Raw genomic sequence first — 14,649 nt, 5'->3', positions numbered from 1 at the left:
TCCGGCGCTTGAGGACATCGCCCGAGAGGGCGATGCGGGGCCGAGGGGCGCAGCCCCGGAAGAAACGGTGAAAGGGCGGGCCAGGGGCAAATCCCACCCCCCACCGCCCCGCAGGCGGGAACGCACGCAAAAGGGCCCGCACACCCAAGGTGTACGGGCCCTTCGCTCGACCGCTAGGTCAGAACGACAAGCAAGCGAACTTACTTGTTGATCTTGGTGACCTGGCCGGCGCCGACGGTGCGACCGCCCTCACGGATGGTGAAGCGCAGGCCCTCCTCCATCGCGACCGGCTGGATCAGGGAGACGGACATCTCGGCGTTGTCGCCGGGCATGACCATCTCCGTGCCCTCCTTGAGGGTCACAACACCGGTCACGTCAGTCGTACGGAAGTAGAACTGCGGACGGTAGTTGTTGAAGAACGGGGTGTGACGGCCACCCTCGTCCTTCGACAGGATGTAGGCCGTGGCCTCGAACTCGGTGTGCGGGGTGACCGAACCCGGCTTGATGATGCACTGGCCGCGCTCGACGTCCTCGCGCTTGATGCCACGGAGGAGCAGACCGACGTTCTCACCGGCCTGGCCCTCGTCGAGCAGCTTGCGGAACATCTCGATGCCGGTGACCGTGGTGGTGGTCTTCTCGGTCTTGATGCCGATGATGTCGACGGTCTCGTTGACCTTCAGGACACCACGCTCGATACGACCGGTGACGACGGTGCCACGACCGGTGATCGTGAAGACGTCCTCGATCGGCATCAGGAACGGCTTGTCGACGTCACGCTCGGGCTGCGGGATGTTCTCGTCGACGGCGTTCATGAGGTTCATGACCGACTGGCCCCACTCGGCGTCGCCCTCGAGCGCCTTCAGCGCCGAGACCTTGACGACCGGAGCGTCGTCGCCCGGGAACTCGTACTCGTTGAGGAGCTCACGGACCTCGAGCTCGACGAGCTCCAGGATCTCCTCGTCGTCCACCATGTCGGCCTTGTTCAGGGCGACAACGATGTACGGAACGCCGGACTGGCGGGCCAGGAGCACGTGCTCCTTGGTCTGCGGCATCGGACCGTCGGTCGCGGCGACCACGAGGATCGCGCCGTCCATCTGGGCGGCACCGGTGATCATGTTCTTGATGTAGTCCGCGTGACCCGGGCAGTCAACGTGGGCGTAGTGACGCGACTCGGTCTGGTACTCGACGTGCGCGATGGAGATGGTGATACCGCGCTGCCGCTCCTCAGGCGCCTTGTCGATCTGGTCGAACGGCGTGAAGGGGTTCAGCTCCGGGTGAGCGTCGTGCAGCACCTTGGTGATGGCCGCGGTAAGGGTCGTCTTACCGTGGTCAACGTGACCGATGGTGCCGATGTTGACGTGCGGCTTAGTCCGCTCGAACTTCGCCTTCGCCACGGGTTCCTCCTGGGAGTGGTTCTGTACGCCTGCTTCACGGCGCCAGGGATCTTTGCTGGGAAGCCGCCCGCCGGGGCCACCGCCATCGAAATCTTGCGATTTGCAGCGGTATGCCCCGACGTTCGGTGTCAAGCCTAAAGCGTCAGCCTCGTCTGTGGAGACGGGAGCTGGTTACTCGCCCTTGGCCTTCGCGATGATCTCCTCGGCGACGTTCCGCGGAACCTCGGCGTAGGAGTCGAACTGCATCGAGTAGCTTGCGCGACCCGAGGTCTTGCTGCGGAGGTCTCCGACGTAGCCGAACATCTCCGACAGCGGAACCAGGCCCTTGACGAGCTTGGCGCCGTGACGGTCCTCCATGGCCTGGATCTGGCCACGGCGGGAGTTGATGTCACCGATCACATCGCCCATGTAGTCCTCGGGGGTGGTGACCTCGACGGACATCATCGGCTCGAGCAGAGCCGGGGACGCCTTGCGAGCACCCTCCTTGAACGCCATGGAACCGGCGATCTTGAAGGCGAGTTCGGACGAGTCGACGTCGTGGTAGGCACCGTCGAGCAGCGTCACCTTGACGCCGGTCAGCGGGTAGCCGGCCAGCACGCCGAACTCCATGGCCTCCTGGCAACCCGCGTCCACGGACGGGATGTACTCCCGCGGGATGCGGCCACCGGTGACCTTGTTCTCGAACTCGTAGCCATCGCCCTCGAGGGGCTCGATGGCCATCTGCACCTTGGCGAACTGGCCGGAACCACCAGTCTGCTTCTTGTGCGTGTAGTCGATACGCTCGACGGCCTTGCGGATCGTCTCGCGGTACGCGACCTGCGGCTTGCCGACGTTCGCCTCGACGCGGAACTCACGGCGCATACGGTCGACCAGCACGTCGAGGTGCAGCTCGCCCATACCCGCGATGATGGTCTGGCCCGTCTCCTCGTCCGTGTGGACCTGGAAGGACGGGTCCTCCTCGGCGAGACGCTGGATGGCGACACCCAGCTTCTCCTGGTCGCCCTTGGACTTGGGCTCGATGGCGACCTGAATCACCGGAGCCGGGAAGTCCATGGACTCGAGGATGACCGGCGCGGACGCGTCACAGAGGGTCTCACCGGTGGTGGTCTGCTTCAGACCCATGACGGCGACGATGTCACCGGCACCCACCGAGTCGATCTCCTCACGCTTGTTCGCGTGCATCCGGTAGATCTTGCCGATGCGCTCCTTCTTGCCCTTCACGGAGTTCTGCACCTGGGTGCCGGTCTCCATGCGGCCCGAGTAAACCCGGACGAAGGTGAGCTTGCCGAGGTGCGGGTCGCTCATGATCTTGAAGGCAAGGCCGGCGAACGGCTCGTCGTCGGACGGCTTGCGCTTCACGACCTCGTCGGCGTTGTTGACCGCGTGGCCCTCAACGGCCTCGACGTCCAGCGGCGACGGCAGGTAGCGCACGACCGCGTCGAGCAGGGGCTGAACGCCCTTGTTCTTGAACGCGGTACCGCAGAACACCGGGGTGACGGTGACGGAGTCGCCGCCGCCCTTCGACGCGAGCGTGATGCGGCGGATGGCCGCCATCAGCTGCTCCTGGGTGGGCTCCTGGCCCTCCAGGAAGAGCTCCATCATCTCTTCGTCGTTCTCGGCGACGCCCTCGAGGAGCTTGCCGCGCCATTCCTCGGCAGCCTCGATGTGGGTGTCCGGGATGTCGACGACGTCGTACATCTCGCCCTTGGCGGCCTCGGCGGACCAGACCAGAGCCTTCATCTGGACGAGGTCGACCACGCCCTTGAAGTCGGCCTCGGCACCGATCGGCAGCTGCATGACCAGCGGAACCGCGCCCAGGCGGTCGACGATCATGTCGACGCAGCGGTGGAACTCGGCGCCGGTGCGGTCCAGCTTGTTGACGAAGCAGATGCGCGGCACGCCGTAGCGGTCCGCCTGACGCCAAACGGTCTCGGACTGCGGCTCAACACCGGCAACGCCGTCGAACACCGTCACGGCACCGTCGAGCACGCGCAGCGAGCGCTCCACCTCGACGGTGAAGTCGACGTGGCCCGGGGTGTCGATGATGTTGATGGTGTGGTCGACGTTGTTCAGCGGCCAGTGGCAGGTCGTCGCGGCAGACGTGATCGTGATGCCACGCTCCTGCTCCTGCTCCATCCAGTCCATGGTGGCAGCGCCATCGTGGACCTCACCGATCTTGTACGAAACACCGGTGTAGAACAGGATCCGCTCGGTGGTGGTCGTCTTGCCCGCGTCGATGTGGGCCATGATCCCGATGTTGCGGACCTTGGCCAGGTCAAGCGAAGTGGTGGCCATATGGCTCAGTCTTCTCTCGGTTCTCGATGGGGGTAGCGACTACCAGCGGTAGTGCGCGAAGGCCTTGTTGGACTCGGCCATCTTGTGCGTGTCCTCACGCTTCTTGACCGCAGCGCCCAGACCGTTGGAGGCGTCCAGGAGCTCGTTCATGAGGCGCTCGGTCATCGTCTTCTCACGACGGGCGCGGGAGTAACCCACGACCCAGCGCAGCGCGAGGGTGGAGGCGCGGCCCGGACGGACCTCGACCGGCACCTGGTAGGTCGCGCCACCGACACGGCGGGACTTGACCTCAAGGGCGGGCTTGACGTTCTCGAGCGCGCGCTTCAGCGTGATGACCGGGTCGTTGCCGGTCTTCTCGCGCAGACCCTCCATGGCGCCGTACACGATGCGCTCGGCGGTGGAGCGCTTGCCGTGCAGGAGGATCTTGTTGATCAGCGACGTCACCAGAGGGGAGCCGTAAACCGGGTCGATGATGACCGGGCGCTTCGGGGCGGGGCCCTTACGAGGCATTCTTACTTCTCCTTCTTGGCGCCGTAGCGGCTGCGAGCCTGCTTACGGTTCTTGACGCCCTGCGTGTCGAGGGAGCCACGGATGATCTTGTAACGAACACCCGGCAGGTCCTTCACACGGCCACCGCGGACGAGCACGATCGAGTGCTCCTGCAGGTTGTGGCCCTCACCCGGAATGTAAGCGGTGACCTCGATGCCGCTGGTCAGACGCACACGCGCGACCTTACGCAGGGCCGAGTTCGGCTTCTTCGGGGTGGTCGTGAAAACACGCGTGCAGACGCCGCGGCGCTGGGGCGAACCCTCGAGTGCGGGCGTCTTGTTCTTCTCGACCTTGTCCTGCCGGCCCTTTCGGACCAGCTGCTGGATCGTAGGCACCGTTTCTCCGGTTTCTGTGTGCCGATCACGATAAAACTAACCTGGAACGCGGCTCCGACCCACGCGGTCGGGCGTGTCGAATCCTGCAGACTCCCGCCGCCGGCGGGTTCACGCAGATTTCGGTGTCTTTGAACCGTTCGGGCCCGTTCAGGACCGTTCCGGCCCGGCCTCTCATGCGGTCTGAAGGCACGCACAAGAGCCCAGGGACACCCCAGGCACAAGGTCAGAGCGTACCTACAGCATGGGCCACGGTCAAAACAAATGCACACGCGGAGGACGTACCGATGTGCAGCATATGTCCGGATTGCCGGTGCCTCAACGCCGGTTGGACACCCCCCGACGGCCCCCGTCCGTGGCCCTCCCCACAGTCGCGGCCCCGCCGCTCACCGCCAGGATCATCTCCGTCATCTCGATGAACTGCCGACGATGGCTGCCGGGGATCCCGAGCAAGGTGGCGGCCTCCTCGGGGGTGACCGGCCGAGCGGCCGCCTCCCCCTCGCCCGCCGCCCGGGCCGCGCCCGGCAGCGGCAGGTCCTGCTCCGTCACCCGGCCCGAGTGGATCAGCATGTCCCACAGGCTCACCCCCAGCACCGCCTCCCCCGACCCGACGCGCCCCTGGAGCAGCGACTCACCCGTCTCATCGGGCTGCTCGACCAGGTCGCCGCCCATCCCGCCCTCGCCGACCACGTCCGCACGAGGCCCGCCGCATGGTCCGGCGCTGCTCGCTCGCCCTCGGCGAGGCCGAATCGCCCGTCCGGGTGCGGGGCGGCCGCTGCCAGCACTGCGACTCCGTCTCCCTGCGTGTCTTCCCGCACCGCGAGACCGTCCTCTGCGTCATCCCCGGCTGCCGCTGCTCCGACCCGTCCTGTGCCTGCCGCACCGACAGCAAGCACCGGCACTCCTGGGTCCGCGCCGAATGACAGCAGCTCGCGGCCGCGACCGGTGTCGAGGAGGCACTGGACGCCCCGCCTCAACTCCCCGGCCAGGAGGGCACCAGCCGATGATCCCCTTGCTTCCCACGACGACCACCCTGATCACCGCCGCCATGGCCGCCCGCGAAGCGGGCGTCACCCCTGAGGCCGTACGCAAATGGGTCCAGCTGTGCCACTTGCCCCCGGCGGCCCGTCAGGGGCGGGCGAACCTCTTCCGCTCGGAAGACGTCTCCGCCGCCGAACGCGCCACCCGCCGGCCCCTCGAACTGCGCCCCCGCGCCTGACCGTCCATTCCCCACGCCCCCGGTCCCCAACGCCAACCCGCCCCTCCGACCCCCCGTCCGCCATGCGCTTCGAACATAGGATCGCGGTCGAGGGGCGGAACGAGGAATGCGGAGGGGCGCAGTCGGCATGTGGGGGCGGAGGCGCAAGCTCGCGCAGGCCAGGGTGTCCGTGGAAGAGGCCATGCGCACGGCGGAGGACGCGATCGAGCCGCTGGACCGGGCCTGCGGACGCCTCGAGGAGCTCCACCGGGAGATCCGTTCGTTCCTCGGGCACGGCGACGGCATGCCGTTCTTCACCGGGCAGACCGTCCTTGCCCAGCTGTGGGACGCCCTGGAGTCCTCCCGGCGGACCCTGGGCATCTACGCCCGGCAACGCGCCGACATCCAGCACGACTTGGCGCACGGGATCGACTTCGACGGCACGGCCCGCGCCCTGGAGCTCCTCGCCCACTGGGCCGAACAGGCGGAACACCTGACGGAGCTGGCGGACGAACCGATCTCGGCCTTCACCGAGGTCAGGAACCACCTGTGGGAGCTGCGCTTCTCCCTCCCGCCCGTCCGGCAGCGCACCTACGCGGCGCTGACCGAGGCCCGCAACGACCTCATCGCGGCCGGCCCCGCCCACCCGGGCCGGTTCGCGCTGGAGGCACAGCTCAACGCACTGGGCGACCGGCTGCGCGACCTGGACGCGGGCCGCGTGGAGCTGGTGAACGACGATGACGACGTCACGCGGTGGTACCAGGAGGTGGAGGGGCAGATCGCAAAGGTACGGGACGCGATGCCGCGGCCCTCGTTCTGAGGCCCGCCCGCCGCGCCGAGCCGAACATAGAATCGGGGCCGGGGCGGGGCAAGGTACGCGGAGGGTACGGCGCATGTGGGGGCGGCAGCGCGGGGAGAAGACCGCCGGATTGCGCGACGCGATTCGGGACCAAGTCCGCGAGTCGGATGCCCTGCACGTGGCGCTGGGCATCGCCTTCGACCGGTACACCGAGGTGCGCACGGCGATCGAAGCGATGCTGGACCGGGGCGACGGGCTCCCGGCCAAACCGGAGCGGGACTTCTTCGCCCGGCGAGGCGACATGTGGGACGCGTTCACCCACGCCTCGGCTCAATACGCCGAGGGACGCCGTCACTTCACGGAGGCGGGCCTCGAAGCGGAGGACGATCCGAAGGTCCTCGCCGATGTCCTCAAGGCTCAGGCATCCCTCATCAGGACCTGCGAACGCACGCTCAAGAACCTGAAGGACCTCGTGAGCCGGATCGAGAAGCGACACCGGCGGCTGCTGGAGCTGCGCACGACGCTCGAACCGATCCGCGCCCGCGTCCACACAGGACTGGCCGCCACGACCCGCGACCTCGCATGGGCACCGGTGACGCCCGGGCGATTCGCGCTGGAGGCACGTCTGAACGCTGCGGCGGACGATCTCCGTGAGCTCGACGCGGGAATCGTCACGTTCCTGCCCGCGATGATCATCCCGAGCCGGTACCGGGACATCGAGGAGGAGATCGCAAAGGTCAGAGACGAGGTGCTGCGGCTCGGGTGAAGCCCATGTGGGCCACGAAGGCGGCCCACGCGGGCGTGGGGAAGGTGAGGGATGGACGGTGGGGGGCCTTGGAGTCCCGGACGGGGACTATGCCGGATATGTCATCGGCGACTTCGACGCAGTTGTCGCCACCACTGCCGTCCCCACCAGTGCTGTGACTGCTCTTGCGCCACACTGCTGCGCTCATGCCCGTACTCCTTTGCCACCGCTTCGATCAATGCCAGTGAGTTCTTCGGCGACAGCGCCGCCGCCTTCGCGAACTCAAGGGCCCTGTTGTATCGAGCGACTCTTTCTGGCTTGTCATGCAGGGCGCCTGTCATGGCGCCTTCCGTGTAGACCACCGGCGGAGCGTCCTCGAACTCCATGAACTTCACATTCCCAGGCAATGCCGGAGCCCCCGCGCTGTACGGCACCACCTGCAACACGATGCGCCGCTTGCGCATCATCGCGGCCAAGCGCTTCAACTGCTCGCACATCACAGCGGCTCCGCCAACCGGCCGCCGAAGCACGCTCTCGTCGAGAACGACCCACAGCAACGGCCGTGCTGGGTCTTCAAGGAGATGCTGGCGCTTCACTCGTTGGGCAACCCACGAATCAAGGGTCTCTTCCCGCTCCAGGGGCCAGGCCCCGAGCATCACCGCCTTGGCATAAGCCTCCGTCTGCAGCAGGCCGGGCACAAACCCCATGCTGTACTCATGGATGGCCACGGCGAGCCCTTCAAGATACCGCGCCCCTTCGAAGTAGTCGGGATAGTCCGACTCCCCGTCGATCAGCTCCGTACAGATCCGCTCGAAGATCCCATCCGTCCCCAGCTCGGCGTCAATCCGCTTCGCGTAGTCGAGCTGCGGCTTCCGCACCGCCGACTCGAACTGCCCGAGGTACGAGCCGGAGCAGGTCACCCGATCCCCCAGCTCGTTCTGCGTGAGCCCGGCCTCCTCCCGCTTCCGCTTCAGCTCCTGCCCGAAGAACCGCCATCCGAACTTCGACGGCTTCGACCGACCCGGTCCAACACCCTTGGCCACAGGCTAACTCCCTGCCCCAGCACGGTAATTGCATCCAGAGATTGCTTGCCGAGCCTAGTTTCACGCGACCACGCTGGAAGCTCCTTCCACCCAGCACAACCCGAAGGGGACCTTCCGTGTCGTACCGCGAAGGGACATACGTCGTGGACACGCGTACCGCGACGCTCGCACAGGTCATGGCCACCATCGGCCGCAGCGTCTACGTAAGACCGCCCGGCGGCGGCCTCGAATGGGAAGCCCCGCCGGAGGCGCTCCGCTCCGCGACGCGCGAGGAGGAGCAGCCCCGGTGAACACCAACTGCCCCCACAGCGAAGGCTGGACACCGCTCGGCGGCGGAGCCCGCCGCTGCGACGCCTGCGGCGTCGAACGCCACGACTCGTACGGCCCCCTGCGCCTCCCGCCGGACGACGGCCTCGGCCGGAAGACCGGCACCGAGCGCGCCGTCGCCGCCGCGACCGCCATCGCCCTCCTGGGCACCCGCTTCCTGGAGGAGCGTGCCCGCCTGCTCCGGCGGCACCGGCACTGGGCGGTGGCCGCGTGAACGTCATCGCGGACGCCCGCCCGGGGACGGTCCTGCTCGCCCCCTGGCGGACGCGGTACAGCGACCAGGAGGCAACGGCGAAGCTGACCGTGTCGGAGGACGGCCGGCGGGCGGAGGGCCGCTTCACAGGACCGGCCGGACCGGCGAACGGGCCGGGCGCCCCTCCCCCGCCGCCGCAGGACCTCTCCGCAGAGGGCGACGTGTCGACGACGACGCTCACGGAGGCGGAATTCTGCCGAGCGGAGGTGGAGTTCGCCCTGGGGGTCCGGTTGAGCGGCTGCCGCCAGTACGCGGCGGACCGGGCGCGGTACGGCACGCGCCCGGTGTGGCTGCACGGCCTGGACGGCGATCCGTCCTGGGCGTGCGTCCTGTTCCGCGAGGACGAGACGCTGACGACGCTCGTCTGGCAGGGCGGCCCGCGCCGCCTGTGGGACGAGGCGGAGGCGGCGTACGCGTGGTGGCTGGGCCAGGGCGCGCCGCCGCTCGAGCGCTTCGGGCTGACGGTGGACGGCGACAGCAGTCGGGTCTGGCTGGACACCCCGGAGAACACCGTCTAATTGCGCATCCGTAACAACTGGTTGCGCTGTCGCGCAAACTCGTTCACCACAGACGCAGCGGCGGAGCTGTGCCCTCAACAGGGCCACGGCATCCGCCGCTTCGCGTTGAGCGGGCCGCGCCGGCCCCTTCCCTCCGCACGCCGAGCGCGCCGGTTTCGCCCGCGTCGACGGGGCGCTCGCCCTGCTCGTCCAGAGCAATGACCAGACCGCCCGTCAGCTCGCCGACCACGAGACCCGCCTCGATGCCCTGGAGTGGACCCGTTGGCCGCTCGCCAGCGTCGCAGCGCTGACAGCGCTCGCCGGCCTGATCGTCTCCCTCGTGCAGCTCCGCTGACCAGCGGGATCACGACGCCGCCCCGGCCTGGACAACTTTCTGACGATCCATAAGATCCATCACAGGCGTCCCCCCATGCTCACGCGCCGCACCGACCACACGACAGGAATCACCATGTTCCGACGCCAGGGGGGACTCCGCCCCATGAGCCGCGCCGCGATCGGCACGGCACTGGCCATCGTCACCACCGCCGGTCTCGCCCTCCCGGCTGCCGCCGACGAGGACGACACCAGCGCAGCGCCCATCAACGTCCAGGCCATCTCGTACAACGGCCGGGTCCGCCTCTACTGGGACCAGCCGACGGCCCCGGTCCCGGCCGACCACTGGATGGTGTACCGGTCCACGACTCCCACCCCCGTAGGGCAGCCGGACAGTGATGCCAGGTTCCTCTACGAGACCGGCGGTCGGAGAGCCGGCGACACCCTCCCCGACGACTCCTCCTACTACTACTCAATCTGCGTGGTCCCCCAGCGGCCCGTCGCCGACTGGTTCTGCTCCGCACCGGTGGCTCCGACCATCCTTGAGCGCAAGCCCGCACAGCCCGACACCCCGGTCGGCCTGTGGCACACCGAGGCCCTCGGAGCGATCACACTCCGCTGGCAGAAGCCCGAGAACGACGACGCGTCCCTCGCCGGCTACGTCGTCTACCGCTGGGACTCCGACTCCGCCGTACGCGGCAAGGACACCGCAACGCGGCTCAACAGCACGCCTCAGGACGGGCTGGAGTTCACCGACCGCACGGTCTCCGGCGGCAAGGACTACTCCTACGCCGTCGCGGCGGTGAGCAAGGACGGGGTCGAGTCCGAGCTGGTGGACTTCGAACGCGCCGGGGCCTGACTCCGCCCGGCACCCCGGAAACGCCGCAGGGCGGTCACCCCGGAACCCCGGGGCGACCGCCCTGCGAAAAGCCAACCGCTTACTGGTTGTACGGCCCGTAGTCGTAGTCCTCCAGCGGAACCGCCTGACCCGACCCCGTCCCGAAGGGCGAGTAGTCGATGTCGTCGTAACCGACGGCCGAGTACATCGCGGCCTTCGCCTCCTCGGTCGGCTCGACCCGGATGTTCCGGTAACGGGACAGACCCGTACCGGCCGGGATGAGCTTACCGATGATCACGTTCTCCTTGAGGCCGATGAGCGAGTCGGACTTGGCGTTGATCGCCGCGTCCGTCAGCACTCGGGTCGTCTCCTGGAAGGAGGCGGCCGACAGCCAGGACTCCGTGGCCAGCGAGGCCTTGGTGATACCCATCAGCTGCGGACGGCCGGAGGCCGGGTGACCGCCTTCCTGGACCACGCGACGGTTCTCGGCCTCGAAGCGCGAACGCTCCACGAGCTCGCCGGGCAGCAGCTCGGCGTCGCCGGACTCGATGATCGTCACGCGGCGCAGCATCTGCCGGATGATGATCTCGATGTGCTTGTCGTGGATCGACACGCCCTGCGAGTTGTAGACCTTCTGGACCTCGCCGACCAGGTGGACCTGGACGGCGCGCTGGCCGAGGATGCGGAGCACGTCGTGCGGGTTGGTGGCACCCACGGTGAGCTTCTGGCCCACCTCGACGTGGTCGCCCTCGCCCACCAGCAGACGGGCACGCTTCGAGATCGGGAACGCCGTCTCGTCGCTGCCGTCGTCCGGGGTGACGACGATCTTCTTGGTCTTCTCGGTCTCCTCGATCCGCACGCGGCCGGCGGCCTCGGAGATCGGGGCGACACCCTTGGGCGTACGGGCCTCGAAGAGCTCGACGACACGGGGCAGACCCTGGGTGATGTCGTCACCGGCCACACCACCGGTGTGGAAGGTACGCATCGTCAGCTGGGTACCGGGCTCACCGATCGACTGGGCGGCGATGATGCCCGCCGCCTCGCCGATGTCCACCAGCTTGCCGGTCGCCAGCGAGCGGCCGTAGCAGTAGGCACAGGTGCCGACCGCGGACTCGCAGGTGAGGACCGAACGGGTCTTGACCGTCTCGACGCCGTGGGCGACGAGCTGGTCGATGAGCACGTCACCGAGGTCGACGTTGGCCGGCGCGATGACCTTGCCGTCCACGACGACGTCCTCGGCCAGCATGCGGGCGTACACCGACGTCTCGACGTCGTCGGCCTTGCGCAGCACGCCGTCCTCGCCCCTGACGGCGATCGCCAGCTTGAGGCCGCGGTCGGTGCCGCAGTCCTCCTCGCGGATGATCACGTCCTGGGAGACGTCCACCAGACGACGGGTCAGGTAACCCGAGTCGGCGGTACGGAGGGCGGTGTCCGCGAGACCCTTACGGGCACCGTGGGTGGAGATGAAGTACTCCAGCACGGAGAGACCCTCACGGAACGACGCCTTAATGGGTCGCGGAATGGTCTCGTTCTTCGCGTTCGACACCAGACCACGCATACCGGCGATCTGCCGCATCTGCATCATGTTTCCTCGGGCACCCGAGTCAACCATCATGAAGATGGGGTTCGTCTTGGGGAAGTTCGCGTTCATCGCCTCGGCGACCTCGTTGGTCGCCTTGGTCCAGATCGCGATGAGCTCCTGCGTGCGCTCGTCCTTGGTGATCAGACCGCGCTCGTACTGCTTCTGGACCTTCTCGTCCTGGGCCTCGTAGCCCTTGACGATCTCCTTCTTGGCCTCGGGGACCACGACGTCGGAGATGGCCACGGTGACGCCGGAACGGGTCGCCCAGTGGAAGCCGGCCGCCTTCAGGTTGTCGAGCGTCGCCGCCACGATGACCTTGGGGTAGCGCTCGGCCAGGTCGTTGACGATCTCGGAGAGCTGCTTCTTGCCCACCGAGTAGTCGACGAACGGGTAGTCCTCGGGCAGCAGCTCGTTGAAGAGCGCGCGGCCCAGGGTGGTGCGCAGGCGGAACGAGTCGCCCGTCTGCCACTCCGGCTCGCCCTCCTCGGCGACCGGGGGAACCCAGCCGCGCGGCGGAACGGTGCCGATCGGGAAGCGGATGTCGACCTTCGCCTGGAGCGAGAGCTCACGGGCGTCGAACGCCATGATCGCCTCGGCGACCGACGCGAACGAACGGCCCTCACCCTTGACCTCGCGCTCCTCCTCGTCCGTCGTAAGGAAGAACAGACCGAGCACCATGTCCTGGGTCGGCATGGTGACCGGACGGCCGTCGGCCGGCTTGAGGATGTTGTTCGAGGACAGCATCAGGATGCGGGCCTCGGCCTGCGCCTCCGCGGAGAGCGGCAGGTGGACGGCCATCTGGTCACCGTCGAAGTCCGCGTTGAACGCGGTGCAGACGAGCGGGTGGATCTGGATGGCCTTGCCCTCGACCAGCTGCGGCTCGAAGGCCTGGATGCCGAGGCGGTGCAGCGTGGGCGCACGGTTCAGCAGAACCGGGTGCTCCGCGATGACCTCTTCCAGCACGTCGTACACGACCGTGCGGCCGCGCTCGACCATGCGCTTGGCGCTCTTGATGTTCTGTGCGTGGTTCAGGTCGACCAGGCGCTTCATCACGAACGGCTTGAAGAGCTCCAGCGCCATGGCCTTGGGCAGACCGCACTGGTGCAGCTTGAGCTGCGGGCCGACGACGATGACGGAACGCGCCGAGTAGTCGACTCGCTTGCCGAGCAGGTTCTGACGGAAGCGGCCCTGCTTGCCCTTGAGCATGTCGGACAGCGACTTCAGCGGACGGTTGCCGGGGCCCGTGACCGGGCGACCACGACGGCCGTTGTCGAAGAGCGCGTCGACGGCCTCCTGAAGCATGCGCTTCTCGTTGTTCACGATGATCTCGGGGGCACCGAGGTCAAGGAGTCGCTTGAGGCGGTTGTTGCGGTTGATGACGCGGCGGTACAGGTCGTTCAGGTCGGAGGTCGCGAAGCGGCCACCGTCCAGCTGCACCATCGGACGCAGGTCCGGCGGGATGACCGGGATGCAGTCCAGCACCATGCCGCTGGGGCTGTTGCGAGTCTGCAGGAAGGCGGAGACGACCTTGAGGCGCTTGAGCGCACGGGTCTTCTTCTGGCCCTTGCCGGTGCGGATGATCTCGCGGAGGCGCTCGGCCTCCTCCTCCAGGTCGAAGGACTCCAGGCGCTTCTGCAGCGCGGCGGCGCCCATCGCACCCATGAAGTAGGTGCCGAAGCGGTCGCGCAGCTCGCGGTAGAGCAGCTCGTCGCCCTCGAGGTCCTGGACCTTGAGGTTCTTGAAGCGGTTCCAGACCTCGTCGAGACGGTCGATCTCGCGCTGCGCACGGTCGCGCAGCTGCTTCATCTCGCGCTCGGCACCCTCGCGCACCTTGCGGCGCACGTCGGCCTTGGCGCCCTCGGCCTCCAGCTCGGCCAGGTCGGACTCGAGCTTCTTGGCGCGGGCCTCCAGGTCGGCGTCGCGGCGCTGCTCGATCTGCTGGCGCTCGACGGAGACGTGGGCCTCCAGCGACGGCAGATCGCGCGTACGGCGCTCCTCGTCCACCCACGTGATCATGTAGGCGGCGAAGTAGATGACCTTCTCGAGGTCCTTGGGCGCGAGGTCCAGCAGGTAACCCAGCCGGCTCGGAACGCCCTTGAAGTACCAGATGTGGGTGACGGGAGCGGCGAGCTCGATGTGGCCCATCCGCTCACGGCGCACCTTGGCGCGGGTGACCTCGACGCCACAGCGCTCACAGATGATGCCCTTGAAGCGGACACGCTTGTACTTGCCGCAGTAGCACTCCCAGTCCCGGGTGGGGCCGAAGATCTTCTCGCAGAAGAGCCCGTCCTTTTCCGGCTTCAGGGTGCGGTAGTTGATGGTCTCCGGCTTCTTGACCTCGCCGTGGGACCAGGTTCGGATGTCGTCCGCGGTCGCCAGGCCGATCCGCAGCTCGTCGAAGAAGTTGACGTCGAGCACTTTGTCGTCAATCCCTCTTTCAGGGTTCGTGCCCTCTCGCCTCAGC

Annotated in this window: 16 protein-coding genes and 1 pseudogene; 9 read left to right on the top strand and 8 right to left on the bottom strand. The window is 67.6% G+C overall.

The window, feature by feature from the left end; genetic code table 11:
- Window positions 1-200: 200 nt before the first annotated feature.
- The 5 genes from tuf to I5Q34_RS12765 form a co-directional block, all read right to left on the bottom strand.
- Window positions 201-1,394: an elongation factor Tu gene (gene tuf / locus I5Q34_RS12785; RefSeq protein ID WP_185943959.1), complete on the bottom strand. Its 1,194-nt coding sequence runs from the start codon at window positions 1,392-1,394 to the stop codon at window positions 201-203.
- Window positions 1,395-1,565: 171 nt separating this feature from the next.
- Window positions 1,566-3,689 carry an elongation factor G gene (fusA, locus tag I5Q34_RS12780; RefSeq protein WP_199892304.1) on the bottom strand — a complete coding sequence of 708 codons (2,124 nt, stop codon included), beginning with the start codon at window positions 3,687-3,689 and terminating at the stop codon, window positions 1,566-1,568.
- Between the two features lie 39 nt (window positions 3,690-3,728).
- The gene (gene rpsG / locus I5Q34_RS12775) at window positions 3,729-4,199 is read right to left on the bottom strand and encodes a 30S ribosomal protein S7 (protein WP_030368420.1); all 471 of its coding nucleotides are present in this window, start codon (window positions 4,197-4,199) and stop codon (window positions 3,729-3,731) included.
- A gap of 2 nt (window positions 4,200-4,201) precedes the next feature.
- Window positions 4,202-4,573, bottom strand: a complete 372-nt coding sequence (rpsL, locus tag I5Q34_RS12770; RefSeq protein WP_003948652.1) for a 30S ribosomal protein S12 — start codon at window positions 4,571-4,573, stop codon at window positions 4,202-4,204.
- A 315-nt stretch (window positions 4,574-4,888) separates the two neighbouring features.
- Window positions 4,889-5,260 carry a hypothetical protein gene (locus I5Q34_RS12765; RefSeq protein WP_199892303.1) on the bottom strand — a complete coding sequence of 124 codons (372 nt, stop codon included), beginning with the start codon at window positions 5,258-5,260 and terminating at the stop codon, window positions 4,889-4,891.
- A gap of 20 nt (window positions 5,261-5,280) precedes the next feature.
- Here I5Q34_RS12765 and I5Q34_RS12760 point away from each other — a divergent pair, with 20 nt between their 5' ends.
- The 4 genes from I5Q34_RS12760 to I5Q34_RS12745 all read left to right on the top strand — a co-directional run bounded on the left by I5Q34_RS12760 (window position 5,281) and on the right by I5Q34_RS12745 (window position 7,333).
- The gene (locus I5Q34_RS12760) at window positions 5,281-5,493 is read left to right on the top strand and encodes a hypothetical protein (protein ID WP_199892302.1); all 213 of its coding nucleotides are present in this window, start codon (window positions 5,281-5,283) and stop codon (window positions 5,491-5,493) included.
- Between the two features lie 80 nt (window positions 5,494-5,573).
- Window positions 5,574-5,789 (top strand): hypothetical protein, encoded by a 216-nt coding sequence (locus tag I5Q34_RS12755; RefSeq protein ID WP_199892301.1) that lies wholly within the window; start codon window positions 5,574-5,576, stop codon window positions 5,787-5,789.
- A 181-nt stretch (window positions 5,790-5,970) separates the two neighbouring features.
- Window positions 5,971-6,588 carry a hypothetical protein gene (locus tag I5Q34_RS12750; protein WP_199892300.1) on the top strand — a complete coding sequence of 206 codons (618 nt, stop codon included), beginning with the start codon at window positions 5,971-5,973 and terminating at the stop codon, window positions 6,586-6,588.
- Between the two features lie 109 nt (window positions 6,589-6,697).
- The gene (locus I5Q34_RS12745) at window positions 6,698-7,333 is read left to right on the top strand and encodes a hypothetical protein (RefSeq protein WP_199892299.1); all 636 of its coding nucleotides are present in this window, start codon (window positions 6,698-6,700) and stop codon (window positions 7,331-7,333) included.
- Here I5Q34_RS12745 and I5Q34_RS12740 read toward each other — a convergent pair.
- The gene (locus tag I5Q34_RS12740) at window positions 7,305-7,520 is read right to left on the bottom strand and encodes a DUF397 domain-containing protein (protein WP_199892298.1); all 216 of its coding nucleotides are present in this window, start codon (window positions 7,518-7,520) and stop codon (window positions 7,305-7,307) included. The genes I5Q34_RS12745 and I5Q34_RS12740 overlap by 29 nt on opposite strands.
- Window positions 7,435-8,355 carry a helix-turn-helix transcriptional regulator gene (locus I5Q34_RS12735; RefSeq protein ID WP_199892297.1) on the bottom strand — a complete coding sequence of 307 codons (921 nt, stop codon included), beginning with the start codon at window positions 8,353-8,355 and terminating at the stop codon, window positions 7,435-7,437. The genes I5Q34_RS12740 and I5Q34_RS12735 overlap by 86 nt, the downstream gene beginning before the upstream one ends.
- Before the next feature lie 143 nt (window positions 8,356-8,498).
- Between I5Q34_RS12735 and I5Q34_RS12730 the strand changes: the two genes are divergently transcribed.
- From I5Q34_RS12730 to I5Q34_RS12715, 5 genes and pseudogenes are all read left to right on the top strand, one after another.
- Window positions 8,499-8,645, top strand: coding sequence for a hypothetical protein (locus I5Q34_RS12730; RefSeq protein ID WP_199892992.1), 147 nt, complete (start codon window positions 8,499-8,501; stop codon window positions 8,643-8,645).
- On the top strand, window positions 8,642-8,896 hold the full coding sequence (locus I5Q34_RS12725) for a DUF6255 family natural product biosynthesis protein (RefSeq protein WP_199892296.1): 255 nt from the start codon (window positions 8,642-8,644) through the stop codon (window positions 8,894-8,896). The genes I5Q34_RS12730 and I5Q34_RS12725 overlap by 4 nt, the downstream gene beginning before the upstream one ends.
- Window positions 8,893-9,453 (top strand): hypothetical protein, encoded by a 561-nt coding sequence (locus I5Q34_RS12720; RefSeq protein WP_199892295.1) that lies wholly within the window; start codon window positions 8,893-8,895, stop codon window positions 9,451-9,453. Before I5Q34_RS12725 ends, I5Q34_RS12720 begins: the two co-directional genes overlap by 4 nt.
- Window positions 9,454-9,601: 148 nt before the next feature.
- A pseudogene (locus tag I5Q34_RS34635) lies at window positions 9,602-9,787 on the top strand (hypothetical protein); the annotation flags it as partial.
- Window positions 9,788-9,901: 114 nt separating this feature from the next.
- A complete protein-coding gene (locus I5Q34_RS12715) occupies window positions 9,902-10,624 on the top strand; it encodes a fibronectin type III domain-containing protein (RefSeq protein ID WP_199892294.1) in 723 nt (240 codons plus the stop codon).
- Window positions 10,625-10,703: 79 nt separating this feature from the next.
- Here the strand turns inward: I5Q34_RS12715 and I5Q34_RS12710 are convergent, their stop codons facing one another.
- Complete coding sequence (locus I5Q34_RS12710; protein WP_199892293.1) at window positions 10,704-14,603, bottom strand: DNA-directed RNA polymerase subunit beta'; 3,900 nt, start codon at window positions 14,601-14,603, stop codon at window positions 10,704-10,706.
- Window positions 14,604-14,649: the final 46 nt, after the last annotated feature.

Source organism: Streptomyces sp. AV19 (assembly GCF_015999245.1).
Taxonomy (GTDB): domain Bacteria; phylum Actinomycetota; class Actinomycetes; order Streptomycetales; family Streptomycetaceae; genus Streptomyces.
Note: the sequence above shows the minus strand (reverse complement) of the source record. Positions and strands in the feature narration are given on the sequence as shown.